Genomic DNA, 24,097 nt, shown 5'->3' on the forward strand with positions numbered 1-24,097 from the left:
GGCGCATGTTCGCCTGGCGCAAACGCGGATTGGTGTTCGACACCGCGCGCGACGGCGTCGGCGGCTGGATGCGACATTCGGCACTGACGCCGACCCCGCTGCGGCTGGATGCCGAGCGTCTGCGCATCTACGCTGGCTTCCGCGACGATGCCGGGGTCAGCCGCATCGGCTACGTGGACGTGCGCGCAGAGGATCCCACCCAGGTGCTCGGCATCAGCGCCGCACCGGTGCTGGATATCGGTCGCGCCGGCTGCTTCGACGACAACGGCATGATCCTCGGCGACGTGGTGCATGGGCCGGACGGCCTGTACATGTTCTATGTCGGCTTCCAGCAGGTGGCGCGCGCCAAGTTCCTGGCGTTCACCGGCCTGGCGGTCTCCAACGACGGCGGCGACACGTTCCAGCGCCGCCAGGACACGCCGCTGCTGGACCGCGCGCCGGGCCGCAGCACCATCGCCGCGGTGCATTCGGCGCGTTACGAGAATCGCCGCTGGCAGCTCTGGTACGCGGTGGGCGACGACTGGGAATGGACCGGCGGCACGCCGTACCCGCGCTACCACATCCGTTGCGTGGAGACCGACGACCTGCAGGCGATCCCGCGTCAGGACACGGTCTGCCTGCAGCCGCAGGGCGACGAGTACCGCATCGGCCGCCCGCGGGTGTACCGGCACGATGGCCGCTATCTGATGTATTTCACCCACGGCAGCCGCGCCGGCGCCTATCTGCCCGGCATGGCGGTCAGCGACGACGGCCGCCACTGGCAGCGCTGCGACGCGGCGTTGGGCCTGCCGCTGTCGGCCGATGGCTGGGACGCACGCACGCTGTGCTATCCGGCGCTGATCCGCCACGGCGAGCGCCTGCTGCTGTTCTACAACGGCAACGACATGGGCCGCGACGGGTTCGGCGTGGCCGAGGCGGTGGTGCCGGCCGGCATGGCCTGGGAGGACGGCAATGCTGTCGGTTAGGGCGTATACCGCGACCGACGCGCCGGCATGGGATGCCCTGGTGGACGCCTCGCGCAACGGCAATCTGCTGCACCGGCGTGGCTATATGGACTATCACGCCGCACGCTTCGTCGATGCTTCGTTGTTGGTCGAGGACGCCGGCGCGCCGGTGGCGGTGTTTCCGGCCAACCGCGATGGCGACGCGGTGACCAGCCATGCCGGCCTCAGTTATGCCGGCTTGGTGTCGACCCACGCGCTGCGTGCGACGGCGACGCTGGAGGCGTTCGAGCGCATCGCCGCGCATTATCGCGACACCGGCGTGCGCACGCTGCTGTACAAGGCGGTGCCGCATCTGTTCCACCGCAGCCCGGCGGAAGAGGACCTGTACGCACTGCACCGGCTCGGCGCGCGCCTGCAGCGCCGCGACCTGTCCTCGGCGGTGCCCTTACGAGAACCGCCGCGCTTCGCAGCCGCACGCAAGCGCTCGGTCGCCAAGGCGCGCCGCGCCGGGCTGCGCGTGCAACGGGTGGAGGATCCGGCGCCGCTGCATGCGCTGCTGGGCGAGGTGCTGCAACGCCACGGCGCGCGCCCGACCCACAGCCTGGACGAACTGCGCCTGCTGTGTGCGCGCTTCCCGGCGCAGATCGTGCCCTACGAAGTGCACGACGGTGCCGACCTGCTGGCCGGCACGCTGGTGTACGACTTCGGCCATGTCGTCCATACCCAATACCTGGCCTGCTCGGAGCAGGGCCGCCGCGCCGATGCGCTGAGCCTGCTGCTGGCCGACCTGATCGAGCAGGTCTACGCGCAGCGCGAGTTCCTCAGCCTGGGCATTTCCACCGAGCAGCAGGGCCAGGTGCTCAATGCCGGCCTGGTCGAGCAGAAGGAGCGCTTCGGCGCACGCGCCGTGGTCCACGATTTCTACAATTGGGAATTGCAATGAACCTGCCAGCGGCCAGCGTGCCGTTCCTCGACCTGCGCGCCAGCAATGCGCGCTATGCCGACGAGCTCAAGGCCGCCGCGGCGCGGGTGATCGATTCCGGCTGGTACGTGCTCGGCGAGGAACTGGACGCGTTCGAGCGGGAGTTCGCCGCCTACTGCGGCACCGCCCACGCCATCGGCGTCGGCAATGGCATGGATGCGCTGACCCTGATCCTGCGCGGCTACCGCGCACTCGGCCGGCTGCGCGAAGGCGACGAGGTGCTGGTGCCGGGCAATACCTTCATCGCCAGCTTCCTGGCGATCAGCGAGAACCGGCTGCGGCCGGTGCCGCTGGAGCCGGAAGCGGTCAGCTTCAATCTGGATCCGGCGCAGGTGGAACGGGCGATCGGCCCGCACACCAAGGCGATACTGGCGGTGCACCTGTATGGGCAACTCGCCGACATGGCCACGCTGCGTGCCATCGCCCAGCACCATGGGCTGTTGCTGCTCGAGGACGCGGCGCAGGCGCATGGCGCACGCCGCGACGGCCGCCATGCCGGCAGCTTCGGCGATGCCGCCGGTTTCAGCTTCTTCCCCGGCAAGAACCTTGGCGCGCTCGGCGACGGCGGCGCGGTGACCACCGACGACGACGCGCTGGCGGCGCAGCTACGCGTGCTGCGCAACTACGGCTCGGACATCAAGTACCGGCATCTGGTGCAGGGCGTGAACTCGCGCCTGGACGAACTGCAGGCGGCGCTGCTGCGGGTCAAGCTGCGCCATCTGGATGCCGACATCGCCGCGCGCCGCGCGATCGCCCAGCGATACCTCGATGGCATCGCGCATCCGCAGATCGCAGTGCCGCAGGTGGCCGACCCGGCCGCGCACGCCTGGCACCTGTTCGTGGTGCGCTGCGCGCAGCGCGATGCGCTGCAACAGCATCTGCAGGCCCAGGGCGTGCAGTGCCTGGTGCATTACCCAACGTCGCCGCATCGGCAGCCGGCCTATCCGGAACTGGCGACGCTGCAGTTGCCGCTGTGCGAGCGGTTGGCTGCCGAGGTGCTCAGCCTGCCGATCGGTCCGACCCTGGACGACGCGGCGGTCGCGCAGGTGATCGACGCCTGCCAGCGTTTCGGTGGCGTGGCGGCATGAACGTGCTGCGCAGCGGCGTGTACAGCGGCGTGGCCACCGCGGCCAAGCTGCTGGCCGCGTTGCTGGTGCTCAAGCTGGTGGCGGTGTACGCCGGGCCGACCGGGGTCGCCCGGCTCGGCCAGTTCACCAGCCTGATGTCGCTGCTGGCGGTGGTGGCCGGCGGCGGCATCGGTGCCGGCGTGGTCAAGTACGTGGCCGAATACCGCAACGATGCGCCGGCACTGACCCGGCTGCTCGGCAGCGCACTCGGCTACGCCTGCGTCGCCGCGGTCGCGATGGGCGCGGCCGCACTGCTGTGCAGCCGCCTGATCGCCGAGCGCCTGCTCGGCGACGCGCAGTACCAGCCGCTGATCTGCGTGCTGGCAGTGGCGCAGCTCGGGATTGCGCTGGCCAACTATATTCTGGCCGTGGTCAACGGTTTCATGGACGTGCGCCGGCTGGCCTTGATCCAGGTCGCCGGCGCAGTGCTGAGCGTGCTGCTGGTGGCGGCGCTGGCGCACGGCATGGGCCTGTATGGGGCGCTGTTGGGCCTGGTGCTGGGGCAGGTGGCCTGGCTGTGCGCCGGGGTGCCGGCGCTGCGGCGCAGCCCGTACTTCCGCCGCGAGATGCTGCGCATCCGCTTCGACCCGGCGATGGTGCGGCGGCTGGCCGCCTTCTCCGCGATGACCCTGGCCTCGGCGCTGCTGCCGCTGCTGGTCAACATCGGCGTGCGCGATCATCTGGCCGGCCAGCTCGGCTGGCAGCAGGTCGGCTATTGGCAGGCGGTGAGCCGTGTCTCCGATGCCTACCTGCTGTTCTTCACCACCGCCATCAACGTCCACTACCTGCCCAAGCTGGCGGCGCTGCACACGCGCACCGCGCTGCTGCAGGAACTGCGTGGCGCCTACCGCTACGTGCTGCCGGCGGTGATCCTGGCCGCGGCTACGGTGTACCTGTGCCGCGACTGGATCACCCGGCTGCTGTTCTCGGCCCATTTTGCCGCCGCGTTGCCGCTGTATGCGCCGCAGCTGCTCGGCGACGTGCTCAAGATCGCGTCCTTCGTGCTGTCCTACCTGATGCTGGCCAAGGCGATGACGCGGCTGTTCGTGCTCTCCGAATGCTTTTTCGCCGCCAGCTACCTGGGCCTGGTGGTGCTGTTCACCGCGCACATGGGCCTGATCGGCGCGGCCTATGCGTTCGCCTGCAACTACGCGCTGTATCTGGCGTTCAACGTGCTGGTGGTGCGCCGCTACCTGCGAGGACTGGGCTGATGGACGCACCGCACACGCCGCCGACGCTGCCGCTGGTGTCGGTGTTGATCCCGGCCTACAACCACGCGCGCTTCGTGCAGCGCTGCCTGGACAGCGTGCTGGAGGATCCGTACCCGAACAAGGAACTGGTGATCGTCGACGACGGCTCCAGCGACGGCACCGCCGAGTGCATCGCCGAGTGGATTGCCCAGCACGGCGACACCTTGCACGTGCGCTTCTGGCCGCGCGAGAACCTCGGCATCGCCGCCACGCTCAACCACCTGGTGGCGATGGCCCGCGGTGAGTTTCTGCGCCTGGGGGCCAGCGACGATTACCTGCTGCCCGGCGGGCTGGGCGTGCAGGTGGCGTACCTGGGCGCGCATCCGCACAAGGCTGCGGTGATCGGCGACGCCATCGTGGTCGACACCCAGGGCCGCACGCTGCACCAGAGCAGCATGCGCGACCTGCACGGCGTGGACAAACGCCTGTACCTGAGCGAGGCCGGCATCCGCCGCGCGGTGATCCGCCACTGGGCGGTGAGCGGGGCGGTAGCGCTGGTCCGGCGCAGCGCGCTGCAGCCGGGCGCGGAGTGGGACGAGGGCCTGCGTATCGAGGACTGGGACTTCTTCCTGCGCCTGGTCGCGCGCGACGCCCTCGGCTTCCTGGACGTCGCCGTCTGCGCCTACCGCGTGCACGACCACAACGCCAGCCGCACCCGGCACTTGCCCAGCCGCCTGGCCAACCTGGCCGAATCGCGGCAGGTGGCATTGCGCCGCGCGCGGTTGTTCGATCCCGCCTGCCGCACCCTGCTGCATGCGCAGGCGCACTACATCGCCGCCAAGATCGCGTTCCTGCGGCGCAGCCCGCTGGCGCTGGGCGGGCACCTGTTGGCACATGCGTGGCTGTCGCTGTTGGCACGGTTGCGCCAGGGCGGCCAGCCAGCCCTGATCGAGCGCACATGAGCCGCCTGCTGCGCCTGCCGTCGGCGTATTTCGGCCTGCCGCTGCTGCTGAGCTGTGCGCTGACCCTACTCAGTTTCGACCTGCCGCCAGGCTATCTCGCCGGCATCGCGCTGCTGGCCGCCGTGGCGCTGGCGACGCTGGGGCTGGACGCGTTGCTCGGCATCCGCCTGCCGCCGTTGGCGGCGTTCCGGGCGCGCGACTACGCCGGCACCCGCGAGGCCTTCGTCGCGCTCGGCCTGGCCGCCGCGGTGGGCCTGTTCTGCCTGCTGGACCTGTTGCTGTTCCCGATTCCCTTGCTGCACAACCCCTCCGCCTACGCCGACCTCAGCCCGCTGCAATCGCACGTGCGGCATGTGTCGAACATGTGCTGGATCCTGCCGCCGATCGGCCTGCTATGCGTGCGCGAGCGCAGCGTGCGCAACGCGCTGCTGCTGGTCGGCTTCGCCTTCCCGGTGCTGGTGATCGACCGCAACCGCCTGTTCGCGGCGGTGTTCAGTGTGGGCCTGTTGGTCTTGCTGCGTCGCGACCCGGCGCGGCCGCTGCCGTGGAAACGGGTACTGGCGCTGCTATGCGCCGGCGCCGCCGCGTTCTCGCTGCTGGGCACGCTGCGCTCGGGCTCGCTGGATTCGGTGGCGCTGCCGTTCGGCGCGCTGTACCGGGCCGCGCCGCAGGGCATCAAGTGGCTGCTGCTGTACATCGGTGCCGGCCCGTACAACTTCGGCGCGCTGCTCAGCAAGGGCTACGAGAACGCCAGCTTCCTGGTCAACCAGTTGGTGCCGCTGAGCGGTTCCATCGCCACTGCCGGCACCGGCATCCCGCTGGATGCGCCGAACATCAATGTCGGCACCGAGTTCCTGCCGTTCCTGCTGGCCGGCGGCCCCGGCGCCGCGCTGGCGGCGATGCTGGCGCTGTACGCGGCGCTGCTGTGGAGCGTACGCCTGCTCGGCCGCGGCGTGGCGCTGTTCAACCTGCTGGTGTTCCTGCGCATCGCCTACGCCTGCGTGATGTCGCCGTTCGCGCCGCAGGCCTTCACCTGGACCAATGCCGGCTTCGTCGCGCTGTGCCTGCTGCTGCACGCCTGCAGCGCCTTGCTGCCGAACCGCCGCGACGCCGCAGCGGCGGCGGCCCTGCCTTCCGCTCCCCCGAGATCCCCGCTGCCATGACCGACACCGCCATGCCCCAAGACGAAATCTACCTGATCGACCTGTGGCGGATCCTGCGGCGGGAATGGCGCTGGTGCCTGCTGCCGCTGTTGCTGGCAGTGGCGCTGGCGGCGCTGTTCCTGCATGGCGCGACCCGCCAGTGGCAGGCCACCGCCTGGGTGCAGGTCGGCGAGTTCGGCCCGACCCCGTCCGGGCGCGACCCCAAGCTGGAGCCGTTCCAGCGGGTGATCGACCGGATCAAGACCCGGCAGTTCCAGGAACAGGTGCTGCGCGGCGCCGGCATGGCGTTGGACAGCCGCCAGGCCGCGCTGTACCGCGACAGCCTCAAGCTGGATCCGGACCCGTACGCCAACCTGATCCAGCTGACCCTGCGCGCCCAATCGCCGCAGCAGGCACGGCAGCTGGCGACGGCCACCATCGCGCAGCTGCAGGCGCTGCACCGGGGCATCCAGGCCGGTCCGCTGCAGCAGGCCAATGCACGGCTGCAGGCGCTGGCCGCAGACATCGCCACCACCCAGGCCGAGCGCGACCGCTTGCTGCAGCAGCAGCGCGAAGGCCGCGGCAGCGTCGAGCAGCAATTGCTCGGCAACATGCTGCTGTCGGAGAAGACCACCACGCTGCGCGGCCTCAAGGCCGAACGCGAGGATCTGCTCGGCCGGCTCGGCGCGCGCTACACCTACGACACCTCGGCGCCCTGGGAGACCTATGTGCCGCCGCGCGCCGCGTTCCCCAACCCGGTGCTGGTGCTGGCCGCGGCGCTGCTGGCCGGGCTCGGCGGCGGCGTGCTGGCCGCGGTGGTGCGCAACGCGCTGCGCCGCCGCCAGACGCGGCCGACTGCGGCTGTCGCATAACGGCACCTTGCCGATTCAACCAAACGGCGCTGCCGCCGCACCTACCGTCAGTACCGCGCGCTCGATGCGCGCGGATTCCGACGAGGGCAGGGGAGTGGAGAGGTGCAGGTGACAGCGAACGGCAAGGCGGGCGCGACGGCGCATACGACCACTCTGGACCCGGTGCGGCTGCTGGACACGCAGCGCGCCTTCGACAGCGTGGCCGCCGACTACGATGGCCCACGCGGCAACAACGCGCTGATCCAGCGCATGCGCACCACCTTGTGGGACACGGTGGCGACGCAGTTGCCGGTCGGTTCGCGCCTGGTCGACCTGGGCTGCGGCACCGGCCTGGATGCGCACGCCTTCGCCCAACGCGGCTACCGCGTGCTGGCCACCGACTGGTCGCCGCAAATGGTCGAGCGCACCCGCGCCCGCGCGCAGGACCCGAGCCTTCACGGCCGGCTCAGCGCGGCCCACGTCGGCATCCAGCAGCTGGATCTGCTCGATGGCGAGTTCGATGGCATGTACTCCAACTTCGGCCCGCTCAACTGCGCGCCGGATCTGCCGGAGGTCGCCGGTCACTGCGCACGGCTGCTGCGCCGCGATGGCCGGCTGGTGTTCTCGGTGATCGGCCGGCTGTGTCCGTGGGAACTGGGCCACTACCTGCTGCGCGGGCGCCTGCGCCGTGCCGCCGTCCGCGCCGCCCGCGGCGCCACCGCGGTCGGCATGAACGGGCACACGATCTGGACCTGGTACTACTTCCCACGCGAGTTCTACCGCGCGTTCGCGCCGCACTTCGAGTTGGAGTCGTACCGCGCGCTCAGCCTGTGCCTGCCGCCGCCGTACCTGGTCGACCACTACCAGCGCCACCCGCGTTTGGGCGAGGCACTGGGCCGCCTCGACGACCGCATCGGCGGCTGGCCGCTGCTGCGCGACATGGGCGACCACTTCCTGATCGTGATGCGCAAGCGCTGAGCATGGCCGCGCCTGCCGCTCCCGTCGACGTCTGCCTGGACGGTGCGCGTATCGCGCATGCCGGCGGGGCAGTGCACGCGCCGCTGGCGCTATGCGCCGGTCGCGTCGCCGCGTCGGTCACGCCGGCGGCGCTGCACATCGCCTTGCCGGGGCACCTGCTGCTGCCGGGCTTGATCAACGCCCACGAGCATCTGCACGTCAATGCGGTGCCGCCGCTGCCCCAGGCCGCGCCATTCGCCAACAGCTACGCCTGGATCGACGCCTTCGCCGCGCATTTCCGCACCCCTGCGGTGGCCGCCGCGCTGGCCTTGCCCAAGCCGCTGCGGCTGCGCCATGGCGTGCTGAAGAACCTGCTGGCCGGGGTGACCTGCGTGGCCCACCACGACCCCTGGCATGCCGCGCTGGACGCGGCCGACTTCCCGGTGGCGCTGCTGCGCGACTTCGGCTGGAGCTACACCTTGCATGGCCCCGACTACGGGCCACCGCTGGCGCAGAGTTTCGCCGCGGCGTCGGCTGCCGGCTGGCCATGGATGATCCACCTGGCCGAAGGCACCGACGCGGTGGCCGCTGGCGAACTCGCCGAGTTGGAGCGGCGCGGCCATCTGGCCGACAACACCGTGCTGATCCACGGCGTCGGCCTAGGCACGCACGATGTCGCGCGCGTGCTCGCCTGCGGCGCAGCGGTGGTGTGGTGCCCGAGCAGCAACCTGACCCTGCTCGGACGCACCCTCGACCCACGACGCCTGAGCGCCGCCGGGCGCCTGGCGCTGGGCAGCGATGCGCGGGTCAGCGGCGGCCGCGACCTGCTCGAGGACCTGCGCCTGGCCGCTGCCCACGGCCTCGACGCGACCCAGGCGCTGCGTCTGGCCACGACCGCCGCGGCCGACATCCTGCGTTTGCCGGAGCGCGGGCATCTGGCGCCGGGCGCACACGCCGATCTGCTGATCGTCGCCGATCGCGGTGGCGCACCGGCGCAGAGCCTGGTCGGGCTGTCGCGCAACGCACTGCGCGCGGTGGTGCGCGACGGGCGGCCGCGGATCGCCGATCCCGATTTCGCTCCCTGGTTCGCCGCCGTCGGCGTGGACACGGTGCCGGTGACGCTGGACGGCGTGCCCAAACTGCTGGCCGCGGAGCTGGCCGATCCTGAGTTGCTGGCGCTGGAGCCGGGCCTGGAATTTCAAGTTGCGCCGCCGCGTTCGCGCACGGCGGACCCGGTGCAGGTATGCCACGCATGAGCGCAGTCCCGACCCTCGATCCGCTCGCCGCCTACGCCCTGTGGGCGGACAGCTACCCGGCGCAGGCGCACAACCCGGTGATGCAGGCCGAGCAGCGCGCCATGCTGGCCTTGCTGCCGCCATCGTTGCGCGGCCAGCACGTGCTCGATGCCGGCTGTGGCAGCGGCCGCTACCTGCTGCATGCCCTGCAGCGTGGCGCAGAGCACGTCACCGGCGTGGACCTGTCGCCGCAGATGCTGGCGCGCGCCGTGCAGGAACTGGCGGATGCCGACGCCGGCCGCTGCACCTTGCGCGAAGGCAGCCTCGAGGCCTTGCCGCTCGCCGATGCCAGCGTGGACCTGAGCCTCTGCGCGCTGGCGCTGGGGCACCTGCCGCAGTTGCCGCCCGCGCTGGCGGAACTGCGCCGCGTCACCCGGCCCGGCGGCTGGGTGCTGTGCAGCGACGTGCACCCGATCGGCCCGGCGCTGGGCTGGCGCCGCGACTTCAAGGCCGGCGGCCAGCGCTACGCGGTGCGCCACACCCAGCACCTGTACAGCCACTGGCACGCCGCCTGCGCCGCGCTGGGGCTGGCCATCGACGCGGTCAGCGAACCGATGCTCGACCCGGTGGACATTCCCGCCGGCGCCCATTTCGATCCCGCTGCATTGCAGGTGCCGGTGGCCCTGGTGCTGCGCCTGCGGCGCCTGCCGTGACCCCCGTCCTGCGTTCGCCTCGTATGTCCTCCACACCCAACACGCTGCTGGTCAATCCCACCATCACCAAGCCGTCCAGCGCCCGCTTTCCGCTGTCGCTGCTGAACCTGGCGGCGGCGCTGGACCGCCACGGCGACAGCCGCATCATCGACGGCAACGTCGACCGCGACTTCATCGATCGCAGCCTGCAGGCGCTGCACGAGCAGCACTTCGATGCGGTCGGCATCAGCGTGATGGGCGGGCCGCAACTGGCGCCGTCGATCGCGCTGTCGCAGGCCATCCGCGCGCGCTTCCCGGCGCTGCCGATCGTCTGGGGCGGCTATTTCCCCACGCTGTACCCGGACACCGCGCTGGCCGCGCCGTACGTGGACTACGCGATCCGCGCGCAGGGCGAGGACACCTTGCCGGAACTGCTGGCCGCCCTGCGCGGCGAGGGACCGACGCTGGCGCAGGTCGACGGGCTGTCCTGGAAACACGACGGCGCCGTGGTGCACAACCGCAACCGCGCCTTCCAGCGCGGCGATGCACTGCCGTCGCTGCCCTACGAAAAACTCGGCGAGCCGCGTCGCTATCTCGGCCGCACCTTCCTCGGCCAGCGCACCGCCTCGCACCAGGCCGCGCTGGGCTGCCGCTTCCGCTGCACGTTCTGCGGGGTGGCGGCGATGTTCGGCGGCGCCACCGCCTTGCCGGCCGCGGCACGCCTGGAGCGCGAGTTGGGCTATCTGAAGTACGGCCTGGGCGCCGACTCGATCCAGTTCTTCGACCACAACTTCTTCGACCGCGAAGCCGACATGATCCCGCTACTGGAGGTGATGGCGAAGCTGGAAATGCCGTGGTGGTGCTACGCGCGCGCCGACGCGTTGCTCAACCTGTCCGAGAGCACCTGGAAACTGGTGCGCAAGAGCCGCCTGCGCATGGCCTACATCGGTGCCGAGTCGCCGAGCGGGGCGATGCTCAAGGAGATCCGCAAGGGCACGCGCCCGGACCAGACCCTGGAAGTGGCCGAGCTGTGCCGGCGCAATGGGGTGATCCCGGAATTGTCGTTCATGGTCGCGCCGCCGCAGGACAGCGAGCGCGAGACCGAGCAGACCTTCGAGTTCATCCGCGAGCTGAAGCGGATCAACCCGCAGTCGGAAATCATCGTCTACGTGTACACCCCGTTGCCGGAAAGCAGCCGCCACGAGAAGGATCGCGGCCGCCGCGCCGGCATGCCCTCGCTCGACCGCGACGGCGTGCCGGTGCAGTTCCCGCGCACGCCGGAGGAGTGGGCGCAGCCGCAGTGGGTGGACTACGCCTGCCACGCCGATGCGCCCTGGCTCACCGATGCGCTGCGCCAGCGCATCCGCGATTTCGTCACCGTGCTCGGCTGCCGCTATCCCACCGCGCAGGACCCGCGTTCGCCGGGCTGGGCCAAGCGTGGTCTCAGCGCCCTGGCCGCGTGGCGCTACCGCTACCGGCGCTACGACCGGCCGTGGGAGCTGAACCTGGCCAACCGGCTGGTGCGCCTGCACCGGCCGCAGGCGTCCGGGATCTGAGCATGGCCGACAACGTCCCCCGCGCCGTACACGCCGTGCAGCTCAACTTCGTGCCGCTGCCGGACGGAGTGACGCCGGAGCAGGCCTTCGCGCTGTGGCCATCGCTGGCCGACATCGCCGAGGCCGTGGCCAGCGCCGGCACCCGCGTCTCGGTGATCCAGGCCGCTGCGGTCGATGCACAGCTGCGGCGCAACGGCGTCGACTATCACTTCGTGCGTCGCGCCGACGCCGGACGCCGGCGCCACCTGCGGCGCATCGCCGCGTTGCTGGCCGAGCTCGATGCCGACGTGGTGCACGTGCACGGCCTGCAGTTCGCGCGCGAGGCGGCGACGCTGGCGCGCTGGCGGCCGTCGCTGCCGATCCTGCTGCAGGACCACGCCAACCGTCCGCCGCGCTGGTGGCGGCGGCCGCAGTGGCGACGCTGGTATGCGGCCGCCGCCGGCATCGCCTTCACCTCGCTGGGCCTGGCGCGCGGCTTCGTGGGTGCCGGGCTGTTCGCCGGATCCACGCGGCTGTTCGCCATTCCCGAATCCAGTTGCCGCTTCACTCCCGGCGAGCGCGACCAGGCGCGCCGCGACAGCGGACTGCACGGCGCGCCCTGTGTGCTGTGGGTCGGCCATCTGAGCGAGGGCAAGGATCCGCTCACCGTCCTCGAAGGCGTGGCGCGCGCCAGCGTGCAGTTGCCCGAGCTGCAACTGTTCTGCGCGTTCGGCGATGCGCCGCTGCTGCCGGTGGTGCAGCAGCGCATCCAGGCCGATCCGCGGCTGGCCGGCCGCGTGCACCTGCTGGGCCGGGTGGCGCACGCGCAGATCCAGACCCTGATGCGTGCGGCCGACCTGTTCGTGTCCGGCAGCCTGGCCGAGAGTTGCGGCTACGCGGCACTGGAGGCCTATGCCTGCGGCGCGGTGCCGGTGCTGACCGACATCCCCGCGTTCCGTGCGCTCAGCGATGGCGGCCGGGTCGGCGCGCTGTGGCCCTGCGGCGACGCCGAGCGCCTGACGGCCACGCTGCTGCAGGCCTCGCGCGACGGGCCGTCGCGGGCGATGGTGCGCGCGCATTTCGATGCGCAGCTGTCGTTCGCGGCGGTAGGCCGGCGCTGGGCGCGCGCCTATGCGCAGCTGCTCGGCGCCACGCCGCGGAGCGCGGCATGAAGCTGGCCCTGGTGGTGCCGGGCGGCGTCGACCGCAGCGGCGAGTACCGGGTGATTCCGGCCTTCCTGAGCCTGATCGAACGCCTGGCACGCATGCACGACTTGCACGTCTTCGTGCTGCACCAGGAGCCGCTGCCGGCGCAATGGGACCTGCTGGGCGCGCGCATCCACAACATCGGCGCGGTGCGCACGCGCTGGCGCGCGATCGCCGCGATCCGCGCCGAACACCGTCGCGCACCGTTCGACGCGGTGCAGTCGCTGTTTTCCGGCCACTGCAGCCTGATCGCGGTGGTGGCGGCGCGCTGGCTGCGGCGGCCGAGCCTCGTCCACATCGCCGGCGGCGAACTGGTCGCGCTGCATGCCATCGGCTACGGCGGCCGGCGCAAATGGCAGGGTCGGCTGCGCGAGGCGCTGGTGTTGCGCCTGGCGAGCGCGGTGACCGCCGCCAGCGCGCCCATCCTCGACAGCCTGCGGGCGTTGGGCATCGCCGCCGAACGCGTGCCGCTGGGCGTGGACCTGCGCGCCTGGCCGCCGCGCCCGCCGCGTGCGCGCGGGGAGGGGCCGGCGCGCCTGCTGCACGTGGCCAGCCTCAATCCGGTCAAGGACCAGACGACCCTGCTGCGCGCACTCGCCGCGCTGGTCCGCGCCGGGGTCGACTTCCGCGTCGACCTGGTTGGCGTGGACACCCTCGGCGGCGCGATGCAGCGCCTGGTCGCCGCGCTGGGGCTGAGCGAGCGCGTGCGCTTCCTCGGCTTCAAGACCCAGCGCGAACTGCGGCCGCTGGTGGAGGCGGCCGATCTGCTGGTGCTGTCGTCGCAGCACGAGGCCGGGCCGCTGGTGCTGCTGGAAGCGGCGGTGGCGGGCGTGCCGACGGTAGGCACTGCGGTCGGGCATCTGCAGGAGTGGGCGCCCTCGGCGGCGCTGGCGGTGCCGGTGGGCGACTGGGCCGGCCTGGCCGATGCGCTGCGCCAGGTGCTCAGCGACGACGAACTGCGCCTGCGTCTGGCCTGGGCGGCGCAATGCCGGGCCGTGCGCGAGGATGCCGATTGCAGCGTGCGCGGCTTCACTGCGCTGTACCAGCGCCTATGTGCACCGCGCAATGGCGATGGCCGGCGCGCGGCGCAGCATGGTTGACGCGCAGCGCGGCATTCCGGCGCTTCGCCTTCAAGACGGAATCACGCTTTGTGGTAGGAGCGGCTTCAGCCGCGACATGCGCCGCCACAATGGCTGTCGCGGCTGAAGCCGCTCCTACGACGGTCTTTTACTGCGCGCTCGATGAGGGCGTGCGTCAATCCGACGACGGCACATACCCCTGCAGCGCCGTCCGCACCGCGTACAGCGTGTCCATCCGCGGCACCGGACGCAGCAGCCGCTGCAGCACGCGGCGACGCTGCGGCAGCCGCACCCAGTCCTGACCCTGCAACCACAGTTGGGTGCGGATCATCTCGGCGCGTTCCTGCCGGCTTTCCGCCGAGGGCTGCAGGCGCTGGCGCAGATAGTCCAGCACCTCGCGGCCCGAACGCGCCCACTCGATGCCCGGCAGTGCCGGTAGCCACAGTTGCGAGCACGACGCCGCGGTCAGGTCCAGCCCGCGCGTGCGCAGCCGCAGCAGCGGCGGGCATTGCGCGCGCAGTTGCTTGAGCACCGCCGACGGGATCGCCGCGCGGTAGTAACGCAACATCAGCCGCAAGGGCGACCATGCCCACCAGGCGTCGGCGCCGGTCAGCACCTGCCAGTCGCTGGCGCGCATGCGCGGGGCGAGCAGGGCCAGGTCGTGCAGGTGCATCAGCCGCAGGCTGCGGCTGCACAGCCCACCGGCCGCATGCAGCAGCAGGTGGCTCATCAGCGCGCCGTTGCTGGGGTAGGGATTCAAGCCAGGCTTGCCGTCGCGCGGCAGGATCCGTTCGCCGAGGTCGACCGTGTGCAGCGGCAGGCGCTCCTGGATGCGCACGTGCAGTTCGATGTTGATCGGGGTGTCGCGGTGCTCGCCCAGCGCCGGCACGGCCTGCGCCTGTGCCGGGCGGAAGGTCTGGTGCTTCCATTGCACGAACTCGGCCACGTAGCCCAGCGCACCGAGCAGCGCCGCGGCACGCTCGGTGTCTTCGGGGCGCACCAGCAGGTCGATATCGGCCATCGGGCGGTCGCCCGGGCGATACAGGCCTTGCGCATGCAGCGCCGCGCCTTTCAGCGGCACGATCGCCAGGCCGGCGGTCTGCGCCAGGGCATCGATCCGCTGCAACAGTGCGGCGATGCGCTGGTAGCGATGTGCCACGTGCTCGCGTTGCCCGTCCAGGAACGCGCGCCACGGCTGGTCGGGCCACTGCGAGCGCTGGCTCAGCAGCGGCGCCACGCCGTGCGCGACCGCCGCCGCGGCGGCCAGTTGCCAGTGCAGACCGCTCCAGGCCGGCATCGGCGCACCCGGGCGCGCCAGCTCGTGCGCCAAGGTTTCGGTGGCCAGGCGCAGGCCACGACCGATGCGCCGCAGCGGCAGGTGTGCCGGCGTCACCGTGGGGACCGCCGCCGGCGGGTCGGCCGCCACGGCCGGATTCGATGGCGTCGCCACGTCGCTCATGAGCGCTGCACCAGCGGGATGCGGCGGCTGCCACCGGCGGCGACCGCCTTGGCCGTCGGCGCCGGTGGCGCCTCGGTCCGATGCTGCGCCTCGCGCGCGATCAACGCCGCCCAGTCGGCGTCCAGCGCCACCCAGTCCTGCGCATGCGTCGGCGCCGGGCGCGCATCCTCACGGCATTGCAGGTCCACCTGCCGGTGCAGCAGGTCGCGCACCTGGCGATAGAACGCCGAGTCGTAGGCGCCACGGAACATCATCGCCAGGTCGTCGCTGTCCTGCCAATGCGTCTTGCGCCCGAGCTGGTCCTTGACCTGCTGGTAGAACACGGTGCCGGGCAGGGGATAGGACACGCTGACGCCGATGTCGTCCGGCCGCGCCTGCGCCACCAGCCGGCGGGTGGCGAGGATGTCGTCCAGTTGCTCGTCCAGGTAGCCCAATTGCAGGAAGAAGCCGACGCGGATGCCCTGCGCGCCGAGGCGCTGGCGCGCGGCGATCACGCCGTCCACGTCGGTGCCCTTGGTCATCTTGTCGAGGATGCGCTGGCTGCCGCTCTCCGCGCCGATCCAGGCCTCGCGGCAACCGGCCCGCGCCAGCGCGGCGGTCATGCGCTCGCTGCACAGGTCGGCACGGGTCTGGATGGTGAAGGGCACCGCGCCGTCGGCGGCAGCCAACGCGTCGGCGAAGTCCTCCACCCAGTCGACGTGGAAGCCGAAGATGTCGTCGGCCATCCACACATGGTCGGGCGCGAAGCTGCGCTTGAGCTGGGTCATCTCCGCGGCCACGTCCTGCGCCTCGCGGCGTTTGTAGTGATTGCCCCAGATCGGCTTGGCGCACCAGTTGCAGCGGAACGGGCAGCCGCGCGACGCGGCCATGTTCAGGCTGAAATGGCCGTGCCGCTGCTGCCAGAACGCACGGTAGCGGGCGATGTCCAGCAGGTCCCAGGCCGCCGTCACCGACAGCCGCGGATCCGGAGGCCGCGCACCGATCTGTGCGCGCTTGAGTTGCGGCAACACCGCGCTGGCCACCTCGGCGATGCCGGCCACCCAGCGCGCCGGGTCGATGTCCGGTTCCGCCTGCAGGCGCGCCACCAGTTCCAGCAAGGCCGCGATGCCTTCGCCGATCAGCACCGCGTCGGCACCGGCGGCGAGGAATGCCTCCGGGTGATCCGACGCGTCGGAGCCGGCGACGATCACCCGGCTGCCGCCGGCGCGCGCCTCGGCGATCATCCGGCACGCGGCCTCGCGCATCCTGCTCAGGCACATCTTGGTGAGGAAGTTGAAGTTGTCCTCGTAGAACACCACCAGGTCGGGCCGCTGCGTGCGAACGGCGTGGTCGTAGTCCTCCACACCCTCGGCGAGCATCGCGTCGAACAGCGTCAGTTGGTGTCCATGTTGGCGCAGCAGTGCCGCCACCTGCAGCGTGGCCAGCGGCGGATACGGCTTGCCACGCTCCCATTGCTTGGGGTCGTAGCGCAGGAAGTAGGAGTGGCTGACCTGGATCTTGAGCATCGGCGAAAGGTCTCGTTCGGCGCCGTGGGGGAGGGGCGCATGCAGCGATGGCCGCGCGCAGGTGGCCGTGGCGGTAGGTGCCGGGCCTGCGTCGTTTGGTTGCGCGCTGCGTGGGTGGCGCCGTCGCAACCTTTGGCCGCGACCAGCGCACCCACGCTGCATCCACTCAAGCGACTCTTCTCCGATGCAGCGATCGACCGTGCGTGTTCTGGACGTGGAGACAAGCGACCACGCCGCGCCTGTCGTCGCCGCGAGCGGCGCCTGCGATCCGTTCCACACCCGGTTGCCGCGACCGCACACGCTCAGCAAGCAACTGCTCGGCGGCCGCTTCCACTTCGAAAGCAACAGTCCGGCCCTGCTGGCCTTGGTGGAGGCCGCTTTCGGCGCGGTGCCGGCGCATCGCCTGCCGGAGAGCGCTGCGTTCCGTATCGAGCTGACCCTGGTGAACCGCGGCGAGGCGCCCTACGCGCTGGCGTTGGAACCGCCGCCGGTGCAGACCCATTCCGGTGCCGGCGTGTTGAGTGGGGTGATCGATGCGCACAACTACGTGGTGCTGGTGCCCGAGCAGGGCAGGGCGCTGGTGGTGGTGTCCGAGGACATGCTCGCGCACGCCTACCACGTGCGTTACGAACTGATCGAGTTCGCCGTGTTCGTCCTCGCCGCGCGCGGCATGCGCCTGGTGCCGCTGCACGGCGCCTGCGTCGGCCGCGATGGCCGCGGCGTGCTGCTGCTCGGCGGCAGCGGCGCCGGCAAGTCGACCCTGGCGCTGCACAGCCTGTTGCGCGGGCTGGAGTTCCTCGCCGAGGATGCCCTGTTCGTCGCGCCGCAGTACCTGCTCGCCACCGGCATCGGCAACTTCCTGCACCTGCGGCCGGAACTGCTGCGCCTGCTCGACCCGCAGACCTGCGCCTGGATCGCAGCGGCACCGATGATCCGCCGCCGCAGCGGTGCGCTCAAGCACGAGGTCGACATCCGCCAGGGCGACTGGCGCCTGGCACAGGCGCCATTGCGGCTGGCCGCGGCCGTGTTCGTCTCGGCCACCGTGGCGGCCGATCCGCAGCGCCTGCTGCAGCCGCTGCCCGACGCGGACGTGGCGGCGCGCCTTGCCGCGGACCAGCCCTATGCCGCGGGCCAGCCGCACTGGCCGTTGTTCGCCCGTCAACTGCAGCGGCTGGGCGTCTACGAACTGCAGCGCGGCACCCATCCGGAGGCCTCGGTCGATGCGCTGCAGACGCTGCTGGGCTGAGTCCTCGCACAAGGTGATGGTGCCGGCGATGCGCGTTGCCGGCGTCCGGGAGTGTCGGCTAAGCAAGGTGTTCATGGTCCACGGCACAGACACCCGACGATGAGCACGCGACCGGATCCAGCCTCGCACCTGCTGCGTGCCTTCATTGCCGTACTCGGTCGCGGCGAGTGCCTTCGCATCGCCTGGTACGTGCTGCTGTCGCTGCTCGGTGCACTGGCCGGCGCGCTCGCCGCGGTCGCGTTGGTGCCGCTGGTGCAACCCGGCCATGTACTGACCCTGGCCGGGCACGCCTTGCCATTGCCGAGCGGCTTCCTCGCGCAGACCCTGCTGTTCGTCGCCGCCAGCAGCGGCTTCGCCCTGCTGCGCTGGTGGGCGACGCGACTGGCCGCGGACCTGGCCAGCCGTCACGCGCTGGACCTGCGCCGGCAGGTGCATGCGCGGCTGCTGCAGGCGCCGCTGCCGGCCCTGGCCGATGCCAGCTCGGCGGAAATCGCCAACCTGCTCACCTACAACGTCGAGATCGTGGTGCAGGGTTTCAGTGCGCTACTGCAGTTGCTGGTGGCGGCGATCACCGCGGCGGTGAGCCTGGCCGCGGCATTCCTGGTCTCGCCCATGTTGGTGCTGGCACTGCCGCCGCTGCTGGCGCTGGGCCTGCTCGCCTTCCGCATCGCCGGCCACGAACAGGCCCGGGTCAGCCGCCAGTACGTTGCCGACATGACCCGGCTGTTCTGGCTCAGCGAGGATTTTCCGCGGCGCCTGCGCCACGTGCGTTCGTTCGCGCGCGAGGCACGCGAGCAGGAAGCCTACGAGGCGATCGCCGGTCGGCTCGCCCATGGCTACGCACGGCAGCAGGCGCTGGTCGCGTCCGGCCGCCTATGGCTGGAACTGGCGGCGGTGGCGGCCGTCGCCGCGATCATGCTGCTGGCCGGGATGTGGCACGGCATCGATCGCGGTGCGCTGATCACCGTCGGCCTGCTGCTGGGACGGCTGCTGCCGTACCTGGTCTCGACCCGGCAGAGCGTGCAGCAGCTGCGCTCGGCGGCGCCGGCGCTGGAGCTATGGCAGCGCTATGTGGCGCTTGGCACGCCAGCACGGGCGCCAGCGCCGTCACCGCCAACCACGGTGGCAGCGCAGTCCAGTGCAGCGACCGAGGCGGCGGCGCCAGCGGCCATCCAGATCGAACGCATCGGTCTCGCCCCGCCGCTGGCCGCCGTCGCCTTGACCGATCTGGTCCTGGCGCCCGGCACGCTGACCCTGATCAGTGGCCCGTCCGGGGTCGGCAAGAGCAGCCTGATGGATGCGCTGGCCGGCATGGTCGCGCCCCCGCAGTTCGTCGCCCACTGCGACGGCCACGCGCTCGACTTCGCCGGCTATCGTGCCGCGCTACAGCCCTTGGCCTACGTCGCCCAGGGCGTGCGGCCCTGGCAGCACACCGTGCGGCACTGCCTGGCCTGGGCGGCGCCGAGCGCGGGCGAGGCGGCGATGTGGGAGGCCCTGCGCGACGTCGGCCTGGCCGCACGTCTGCAGGGCGGCGCCGGCCTGGACACCGCCGCGCACGGCGCCGGCGCGCGCCTGTCCGGGGGTGAACTGCAGCGGCTGCTGCTGGCCCAGGTGCTGCTGCGGCAACCGCGCGTGGCCTTGCTCGACGAAGCCACCAGCGCCCTCGACGCCGTCGCCGAACAACAGGTCCTGAGGACGCTGCGGCGCCGCTTGCCGCAGACCGCTCTTGTGGCGGTGTCGCATCGGCTCGGCCTGACGGCGATCGCCGACCAGTGCGTGATGGTGCAACGCGGGACTGTCGCCCCGCTGCTGCTGGCCGATCGCGCGTCCTGAGCCAACCGGGAGTCACCCGCGCGGCCTGCGGCGGCGCGTTGATCCATGCTCATCTCCCCATCTGCACGTCCGAGCCGCTACAGTGCGCCGCTTCGTTCGCAGCGTATCGACCCCTGCGCCCGATCCGGCGCAGGGCAGGGCGCAGGCAGCGGGCGAGAGCCGTAGGCGCGATGCGATCGCCAGCAGCGAACCTCGGATCGACATGATGACCAGCGGTGCCCGTGAACTGTTGAAGTGGATCGCGCTGGTCTTGATGACCGGCGACCACGTCGCCAAGGTGTTCTACGGTGGCTATGTGCCGGTCGTGTCAGAACTCGGCCGCATCGCCTTTCCGGTATTTGCCATCGTCCTGGCTTACAACCTCGCGCAGCCTGGCGTCGACACGCTCAAATCGTTCCGCAGGCTGCTGCTGTGGGGCATCCTGGCGCAACCGGTGCATGGTCTGGCGTTCGGCTTCTGGGTGCCGTTCAACGTTCTGCTGAGCTTCGCACTGGCCAGCGCCGCCATCTGGAGCATCCAGCAGCGGCAGTGGGTGCTGCTGGGCATGTGCAGCGTCGTCGCACCGTTGCTAGTGGATTATCAATGGTCCGGCCTGGCGCTCGTGCTGTCGGCGTGGTGGCTGTTCCGCTCCTCGGTCGCAGCGCGGGGGGCGACGTCCGCGGATATAATGCCCAGCGCAGCGCGGTCGTGGGACGGGCGCGGCTTGCGCCTGATCCTGTTCTTCGCCGCCTTCGGCCTGCTGTGCTGGTACAACCGTAACGGCTGGGCGTTGCTGGCGATTCCGTTGTTGCTCGCGCTTGCGCCGCGCAACTTCCAGGTCCCACGTATGCGCTGGGCTTTCTATGGGTACTACCTTGGACACCTGGCGGTGCTGGCGTTACTGACCAAGGTGTTGGCGGCGTAGTGCGGCTGGAAAGGGTAGAAGTTCCTACAGTCGGCGCAGCGGCCAAAGAGTGGCCATCGCTTTACCCAAGCCAGACCCTCTCCACCAGATGTTTGACGTTCGCCAAGCCAAAAAACAAAGCCCCGCAAACGGGGCCTTGTTCCTAAGAAAACGATGTCGCACATAAAGTCATGCAGGTCCAACTCACCCCTGCGGGATGTCGCACTTCATCTTTCCATCCACGTAGTACGGCTTGGGGACGTCCGGATTCTGGCTGCTCTTTTCGAACACCACCTCGAACGAGTTGGGATCCGGCGTGCCCTTGCGCGACGTGCAGGCCTCCTGCAACTTCTTCTTGACCGCGGCGATGCCGGCTTCGCGGTTGGCACCGTCCGCGCTGTTGGTGAGATTGGCGACCTCGGCGAAGGCCGGCGAGGCGAGGCCCAGCAAGCTTCCTGCGAACACGAGTGCGTACAGCTTCTTCATGGCGTCTCCTTGTTGTTGGGTATCCTTACGCAGCCGGAGGCGTTTGTCGCCACGCATGCGTCAATGCCTGGCACAGCGGCCGTCTTCCAGCGCGGGGCTAGCATAGGCAGCGGTGGTTAAGGCTTCGTGGGGATAGCGGCGGCACGACGTTGCAGCACCACCCTCGCAGCGATCGTGCATCTCGGTCTCGGTTGCGCCCTGTAGCCGATACGCGTGGCCCGGGGGTGCCCAACCCTGAAAGGGCATGTCGCCAGCGCGACAGCGGAGGCTACTCGGTACGCGGCGCCTCGTAGTTCTGGCCGGGCTGCAGCGTCGTCACGTAGGGACCGTTCCAGTCACGGTCGAAGATCCGCGTCAGCGTTTCGGCCGGGCCCTTGCCCTTGACGAACACCGAAGCATCCACCGCGGTGTTGAAGTAGCTCCATTCCCAGTTGCCGGTGCCGATCACGCTGCTGCGGTCGTCGGCCACCGCGTACTTGGCGTGCTCGACCCGCGCATACGGAATGAAGCCCTGCGGCGCCGGCGGCAGACGGCTGAACTTCACCGTGATGTTCGGCAGCGCGGCCAGGCTCTTCAGATACGCCTGCATCGGTTCGCGCAGCGCCCAGTCGGCGACGATGATGTGCACCTGCACGCCGCGCGCGGCGGCATCGCGGATGGCGCTGTCGACCGGCGCCCACCAGCCCTTGGGCCCGAAGCTGCGGATCGCCGAGAGCGTCATCACCTGGATGCGCAGCGCATGCTGGCTGGCTGGCGCGGATCATCTCGACAAGCGCCGGTTCCTCGGCGCTGACCCACGCCGGCTGCAGCGCCGGCGGGCTGAAGGCGGGGTAGGCGATCAGCGGCGCGTCGCTGCCGGCGTCCAGCAGCGCCGGATCGGTGGCCGTGGCCGGGGCGAAGTCGGGCGGCTGCACGCCGCGTGCCTGCGCCTTGGCCAAATCGCCCTCGTCGGCCAGGCGCCAGCTGTAGTCGAAGCTGGCGGCGAAGGTCCTGGCGAAGCGTGCATCATCGATGCGCGCCCCGATCTCGTGGATCTGCTCCAGCGCCCGCCAGTCCCAGTTCTGGCTGCCGACGAATACGCTGGCGTCGTCGACGATCATGTACTTGGCTTGCAGCACGCCGTCGGTCAGCTTATAGACCGGCAGCACCCGCACGGGTGATGCCCGGCACCTTGCCCAGCCAGGCGACGCTTATGTGCACGTTATCGTACTTTGCACCTTTGGACTCTTAACGCCATCGCTGTCTTCCAAGTAACGATTGACGACGATGACACTGCCTGGCACTGGCCTGAGCGCAGTGCAGCGTGACTCTCCCGACAAAACGCCCGGGTTGGGGCCAGGTGAGATGTATTGCGGCACTTGTTGGCTGCACTGGTAGCCTTGAGGGCAACTTACGATCTCTGATCGCAAGTAAAGCGGATAGGACGGCGTTCCGCTATACGTTACCGAATAGGGAATTCGAGTGGAATGGGCGCCCGTTACAGGAGGTGCGCTGGTGATCGTCAGCGGGCGGCAGTCGGTCTCGCCTTTCTTGAAGGTTCGATAACCCTTCTCGACGCCCTTCATGGCGGCAAGGCGGAACGCGGAAGTTCTGAGTGCCGTGGAGTCCTCGGTATTGGTGTGAAAGCCAACTTCCACTATCGCAGTCGGCATGGATGCTTCTCGGATCTCCGCATAGGATGCGCCGTCCTTTAGATCCGGCTGGATAACATAATCCGAGTAAGCAGGCAGCGCCTGGATTATTTCTTTCATATAACACATGATGTTCTTGGACAGCTGCACCGACTGCGGATCGCCAATCTTTGTGACAATTGATGCGCCATGTGCTGTTGGCGTGCCTGCATTGGTATGGAGGGAGATGAAGGCTTCGGCTCCGATATGGTTTGCGTAAAGAGGGCGCGTCACCAAATCTTCATCATAATGCCTGAGATTGAAGCGCGCTTGGTTTATACCATTTGGGAAGCGACCCCATATTGTACTTCCCTCGTCCGGGAGGAGGCTCTTTACAAAGTAGCGCGATGCGAGGTCAGCCCAAGAGTGCCTGCTCTCGTCTTCTATTCCCCCATTGAAGATGTCACGCGTGTGCCTGACAGAAGTGACAAACTCACGGCTCCGAGTCGTCAAATAGGTCTCTAGCGACGCGGCGTACAGCGGCGTAATGTTATCTTCGTAGATATCAGTCGTCCCCGCATATGCCTCTGGGCGCTGCAGCTCCCAAGTGTTGGTTAAGAAGTGAAGATATCGACCATGACCGGGATTGATCACTACCAGACCTTGCGTTGTACTCGATTTGGTTTTTACGTATTCTATAGAGCTATGCTTTTCTTTCTTCTCTTTGTCGCGAATGTAGATTGGTGGAAACAACTCATCAAGTGTCTTTCCGTCGATACGGGCTCTGATGGATAGAAAGGTAACTTCCCCCTGAATGTAGCTATTAAGTTCCTCCGTTACTTCGCGCACCTTTTCGCCAAGGCTCTCGTCAAAATCCATTTGTTCTCTTGGTATGAAGCCTGGCCCGAGGTCTACCCAAATGATGCTTGAACTCAGCTCAGGCGTGATTCGGACCGAAATATTTTTATCTTGACCAGGCAATCGCTCCAATTGGTCCACAAACTTTTGGAGGTCAGGCTCAATCTGTTCCAGAACTTGGGCACCCTCTGGTGTTAGCGTCCGCTCATGATCTTGGGGGGATATCTGTGCGATCGTCGGCACCGCAAATGTTGAAGCCATTACCAACGATAGCGCCATTCCTTTAGTACTTCTTCCACGTTCCCTACGCATTTGT

21 protein-coding genes and 1 pseudogene are annotated in these 24,097 nt (G+C 69.6%); 16 read left to right on the forward strand and 6 right to left on the reverse strand.

Features of this window, described 5'->3' with window-relative positions; all coding sequences use genetic code 11:
- Window positions 1-5: 5 nt before the first annotated feature.
- From FHR66_RS08840 to FHR66_RS08900, 13 genes are all read left to right on the forward strand, one after another.
- Window positions 6-965 (forward strand): glycoside hydrolase family protein, encoded by a 960-nt coding sequence (locus FHR66_RS08840; protein WP_160968071.1) that lies wholly within the window; start codon window positions 6-8, stop codon window positions 963-965.
- Entirely contained in the window at window positions 952-1,887 is a 936-nt protein-coding gene (locus FHR66_RS08845) for a GNAT family N-acetyltransferase (RefSeq protein ID WP_160968069.1), read from the forward strand. Before FHR66_RS08840 ends, FHR66_RS08845 begins: the two co-directional genes overlap by 14 nt.
- The gene (locus tag FHR66_RS08850; protein ID WP_160968067.1) at window positions 1,884-3,014 is read left to right on the forward strand and encodes a DegT/DnrJ/EryC1/StrS family aminotransferase; all 1,131 of its coding nucleotides are present in this window, start codon (window positions 1,884-1,886) and stop codon (window positions 3,012-3,014) included. The genes FHR66_RS08845 and FHR66_RS08850 overlap by 4 nt, the downstream gene beginning before the upstream one ends.
- The gene (locus FHR66_RS08855; RefSeq protein WP_160968065.1) at window positions 3,011-4,264 is read left to right on the forward strand and encodes an O-antigen translocase; all 1,254 of its coding nucleotides are present in this window, start codon (window positions 3,011-3,013) and stop codon (window positions 4,262-4,264) included. The genes FHR66_RS08850 and FHR66_RS08855 overlap by 4 nt, the downstream gene beginning before the upstream one ends.
- Window positions 4,264-5,205 (forward strand): glycosyltransferase family 2 protein, encoded by a 942-nt coding sequence (locus tag FHR66_RS08860; RefSeq protein ID WP_160968063.1) that lies wholly within the window; start codon window positions 4,264-4,266, stop codon window positions 5,203-5,205. Before FHR66_RS08855 ends, FHR66_RS08860 begins: the two co-directional genes overlap by 1 nt.
- Window positions 5,202-6,368: a hypothetical protein gene (locus tag FHR66_RS08865; RefSeq protein ID WP_160968061.1), complete on the forward strand. Its 1,167-nt coding sequence runs from the start codon at window positions 5,202-5,204 to the stop codon at window positions 6,366-6,368. Before FHR66_RS08860 ends, FHR66_RS08865 begins: the two co-directional genes overlap by 4 nt.
- 11 nt (window positions 6,369-6,379) lie before the next feature.
- Complete coding sequence (locus tag FHR66_RS08870) at window positions 6,380-7,219, forward strand: Wzz/FepE/Etk N-terminal domain-containing protein (protein ID WP_160968059.1); 840 nt, start codon at window positions 6,380-6,382, stop codon at window positions 7,217-7,219.
- Between the two features lie 108 nt (window positions 7,220-7,327).
- Window positions 7,328-8,176 (forward strand): methyltransferase domain-containing protein, encoded by an 849-nt coding sequence (locus FHR66_RS08875; protein WP_160968057.1) that lies wholly within the window; start codon window positions 7,328-7,330, stop codon window positions 8,174-8,176.
- Between the two features lie 2 nt (window positions 8,177-8,178).
- Window positions 8,179-9,411, forward strand: a complete 1,233-nt coding sequence (locus tag FHR66_RS08880) for an amidohydrolase family protein (RefSeq protein WP_160968055.1) — start codon at window positions 8,179-8,181, stop codon at window positions 9,409-9,411.
- The gene (locus FHR66_RS08885) at window positions 9,408-10,103 is read left to right on the forward strand and encodes a class I SAM-dependent methyltransferase (protein WP_160968053.1); all 696 of its coding nucleotides are present in this window, start codon (window positions 9,408-9,410) and stop codon (window positions 10,101-10,103) included. Before FHR66_RS08880 ends, FHR66_RS08885 begins: the two co-directional genes overlap by 4 nt.
- A gap of 23 nt (window positions 10,104-10,126) precedes the next feature.
- Complete coding sequence (locus FHR66_RS08890; RefSeq protein WP_160968051.1) at window positions 10,127-11,638, forward strand: B12-binding domain-containing radical SAM protein; 1,512 nt, start codon at window positions 10,127-10,129, stop codon at window positions 11,636-11,638.
- Between the two features lie 2 nt (window positions 11,639-11,640).
- Window positions 11,641-12,789, forward strand: coding sequence for a glycosyltransferase family 4 protein (locus FHR66_RS08895; RefSeq protein WP_160968049.1), 1,149 nt, complete (start codon window positions 11,641-11,643; stop codon window positions 12,787-12,789).
- On the forward strand, window positions 12,786-13,922 hold the full coding sequence (locus FHR66_RS08900) for a glycosyltransferase family 4 protein (protein ID WP_160968047.1): 1,137 nt from the start codon (window positions 12,786-12,788) through the stop codon (window positions 13,920-13,922). Before FHR66_RS08895 ends, FHR66_RS08900 begins: the two co-directional genes overlap by 4 nt.
- 154 nt (window positions 13,923-14,076) lie before the next feature.
- On the opposite strand, the gene FHR66_RS08905 is transcribed toward FHR66_RS08900, so the two are convergent.
- Together FHR66_RS08905 and FHR66_RS08910 are read right to left on the reverse strand one after the other, a co-directional pair.
- Entirely contained in the window at window positions 14,077-15,360 is a 1,284-nt protein-coding gene (locus FHR66_RS08905; RefSeq protein WP_160968045.1) for a nucleotidyltransferase family protein, read from the reverse strand.
- Window positions 15,357-16,865, reverse strand: a complete 1,509-nt coding sequence (locus FHR66_RS08910; RefSeq protein ID WP_160968043.1) for a B12-binding domain-containing radical SAM protein — start codon at window positions 16,863-16,865, stop codon at window positions 15,357-15,359. Before FHR66_RS08910 ends, FHR66_RS08905 begins: the two co-directional genes overlap by 4 nt.
- A gap of 184 nt (window positions 16,866-17,049) precedes the next feature.
- Between FHR66_RS08910 and FHR66_RS08915 the strand changes: the two genes are divergently transcribed.
- The 3 genes from FHR66_RS08915 to FHR66_RS08925 all read left to right on the forward strand — a co-directional run bounded on the left by FHR66_RS08915 (window position 17,050) and on the right by FHR66_RS08925 (window position 20,848).
- A complete protein-coding gene (locus FHR66_RS08915; protein ID WP_160968041.1) occupies window positions 17,050-18,111 on the forward strand; it encodes a phosphoenolpyruvate carboxykinase (ATP) in 1,062 nt (353 codons plus the stop codon).
- Between the two features lie 99 nt (window positions 18,112-18,210).
- Window positions 18,211-19,944: an ATP-binding cassette domain-containing protein gene (locus FHR66_RS08920; RefSeq protein WP_160968039.1), complete on the forward strand. Its 1,734-nt coding sequence runs from the start codon at window positions 18,211-18,213 to the stop codon at window positions 19,942-19,944.
- Between the two features lie 205 nt (window positions 19,945-20,149).
- Window positions 20,150-20,848, forward strand: a complete 699-nt coding sequence (locus FHR66_RS08925) for a TraX family protein (protein WP_160968095.1) — start codon at window positions 20,150-20,152, stop codon at window positions 20,846-20,848.
- Window positions 20,849-21,031: 183 nt separating this feature from the next.
- Here the strand turns inward: FHR66_RS08925 and FHR66_RS08930 are convergent, their stop codons facing one another.
- From FHR66_RS08930 to FHR66_RS08940, 4 genes and pseudogenes are all read right to left on the reverse strand, one after another.
- Complete coding sequence (locus FHR66_RS08930) at window positions 21,032-21,313, reverse strand: hypothetical protein (protein WP_160968037.1); 282 nt, start codon at window positions 21,311-21,313, stop codon at window positions 21,032-21,034.
- A 268-nt stretch (window positions 21,314-21,581) separates the two neighbouring features.
- Entirely contained in the window at window positions 21,582-22,034 is a 453-nt protein-coding gene (locus FHR66_RS21070) for a phospholipase D-like domain-containing protein (protein ID WP_237475362.1), read from the reverse strand.
- 298 nt (window positions 22,035-22,332) lie between these two features.
- A pseudogene (locus FHR66_RS21075) lies at window positions 22,333-22,413 on the reverse strand (hypothetical protein); the annotation flags it as partial.
- Window positions 22,414-22,503: 90 nt separating this feature from the next.
- Entirely contained in the window at window positions 22,504-24,093 is a 1,590-nt protein-coding gene (locus FHR66_RS08940; RefSeq protein WP_160968035.1) for an N-acetylmuramoyl-L-alanine amidase, read from the reverse strand.
- Window positions 24,094-24,097 lie beyond the last annotated feature (4 nt).

The organism is Xanthomonas sp. F4 (genome assembly GCF_011761895.1).

Bases quoted from the DNA above. Each gene is read 5' to 3' on its own strand.
- FHR66_RS08840 (WP_160968071.1), top strand. From the start codon at position 6: ATGTTCGCCTGGCGCAAACGCGGATTGGTGTTCGACACCGCGCGCGAC.
- FHR66_RS08845 (WP_160968069.1), top strand. From the start codon at position 952: ATGCTGTCGGTTAGGGCGTATACCGCGACCGACGCGCCGGCATGGGAT.
- FHR66_RS08850 (WP_160968067.1), top strand. From the start codon at position 1,884: ATGAACCTGCCAGCGGCCAGCGTGCCGTTCCTCGACCTGCGCGCCAGC.
- FHR66_RS08855 (WP_160968065.1), top strand. From the start codon at position 3,011: ATGAACGTGCTGCGCAGCGGCGTGTACAGCGGCGTGGCCACCGCGGCC.
- FHR66_RS08860 (WP_160968063.1), top strand. From the start codon at position 4,264: ATGGACGCACCGCACACGCCGCCGACGCTGCCGCTGGTGTCGGTGTTG.
- FHR66_RS08865 (WP_160968061.1), top strand. From the start codon at position 5,202: ATGAGCCGCCTGCTGCGCCTGCCGTCGGCGTATTTCGGCCTGCCGCTG.
- FHR66_RS08870 (WP_160968059.1), top strand. From the start codon at position 6,380: ATGCCCCAAGACGAAATCTACCTGATCGACCTGTGGCGGATCCTGCGG.
- FHR66_RS08880 (WP_160968055.1), top strand. From the start codon at position 8,179: ATGGCCGCGCCTGCCGCTCCCGTCGACGTCTGCCTGGACGGTGCGCGT.
- FHR66_RS08885 (WP_160968053.1), top strand. From the start codon at position 9,408: ATGAGCGCAGTCCCGACCCTCGATCCGCTCGCCGCCTACGCCCTGTGG.
- FHR66_RS08890 (WP_160968051.1), top strand. From the start codon at position 10,127: ATGTCCTCCACACCCAACACGCTGCTGGTCAATCCCACCATCACCAAG.
- FHR66_RS08895 (WP_160968049.1), top strand. From the start codon at position 11,641: ATGGCCGACAACGTCCCCCGCGCCGTACACGCCGTGCAGCTCAACTTC.
- FHR66_RS08900 (WP_160968047.1), top strand. From the start codon at position 12,786: ATGAAGCTGGCCCTGGTGGTGCCGGGCGGCGTCGACCGCAGCGGCGAG.
- FHR66_RS08905 (WP_160968045.1), bottom strand. From the start codon at position 15,360: ATGAGCGACGTGGCGACGCCATCGAATCCGGCCGTGGCGGCCGACCCG.
- FHR66_RS08910 (WP_160968043.1), bottom strand. From the start codon at position 16,865: ATGCTCAAGATCCAGGTCAGCCACTCCTACTTCCTGCGCTACGACCCC.
- FHR66_RS08915 (WP_160968041.1), top strand. From the start codon at position 17,050: ATGCAGCGATCGACCGTGCGTGTTCTGGACGTGGAGACAAGCGACCAC.
- FHR66_RS08920 (WP_160968039.1), top strand. From the start codon at position 18,211: ATGAGCACGCGACCGGATCCAGCCTCGCACCTGCTGCGTGCCTTCATT.
- FHR66_RS08925 (WP_160968095.1), top strand. From the start codon at position 20,150: ATGACCAGCGGTGCCCGTGAACTGTTGAAGTGGATCGCGCTGGTCTTG.
- FHR66_RS08930 (WP_160968037.1), bottom strand. From the start codon at position 21,313: ATGAAGAAGCTGTACGCACTCGTGTTCGCAGGAAGCTTGCTGGGCCTC.
- FHR66_RS21070 (WP_237475362.1), bottom strand. From the start codon at position 22,034: ATGACGCTCTCGGCGATCCGCAGCTTCGGGCCCAAGGGCTGGTGGGCG.
- FHR66_RS08940 (WP_160968035.1), bottom strand. From the start codon at position 24,093: ATGCGTAGGGAACGTGGAAGAAGTACTAAAGGAATGGCGCTATCGTTG.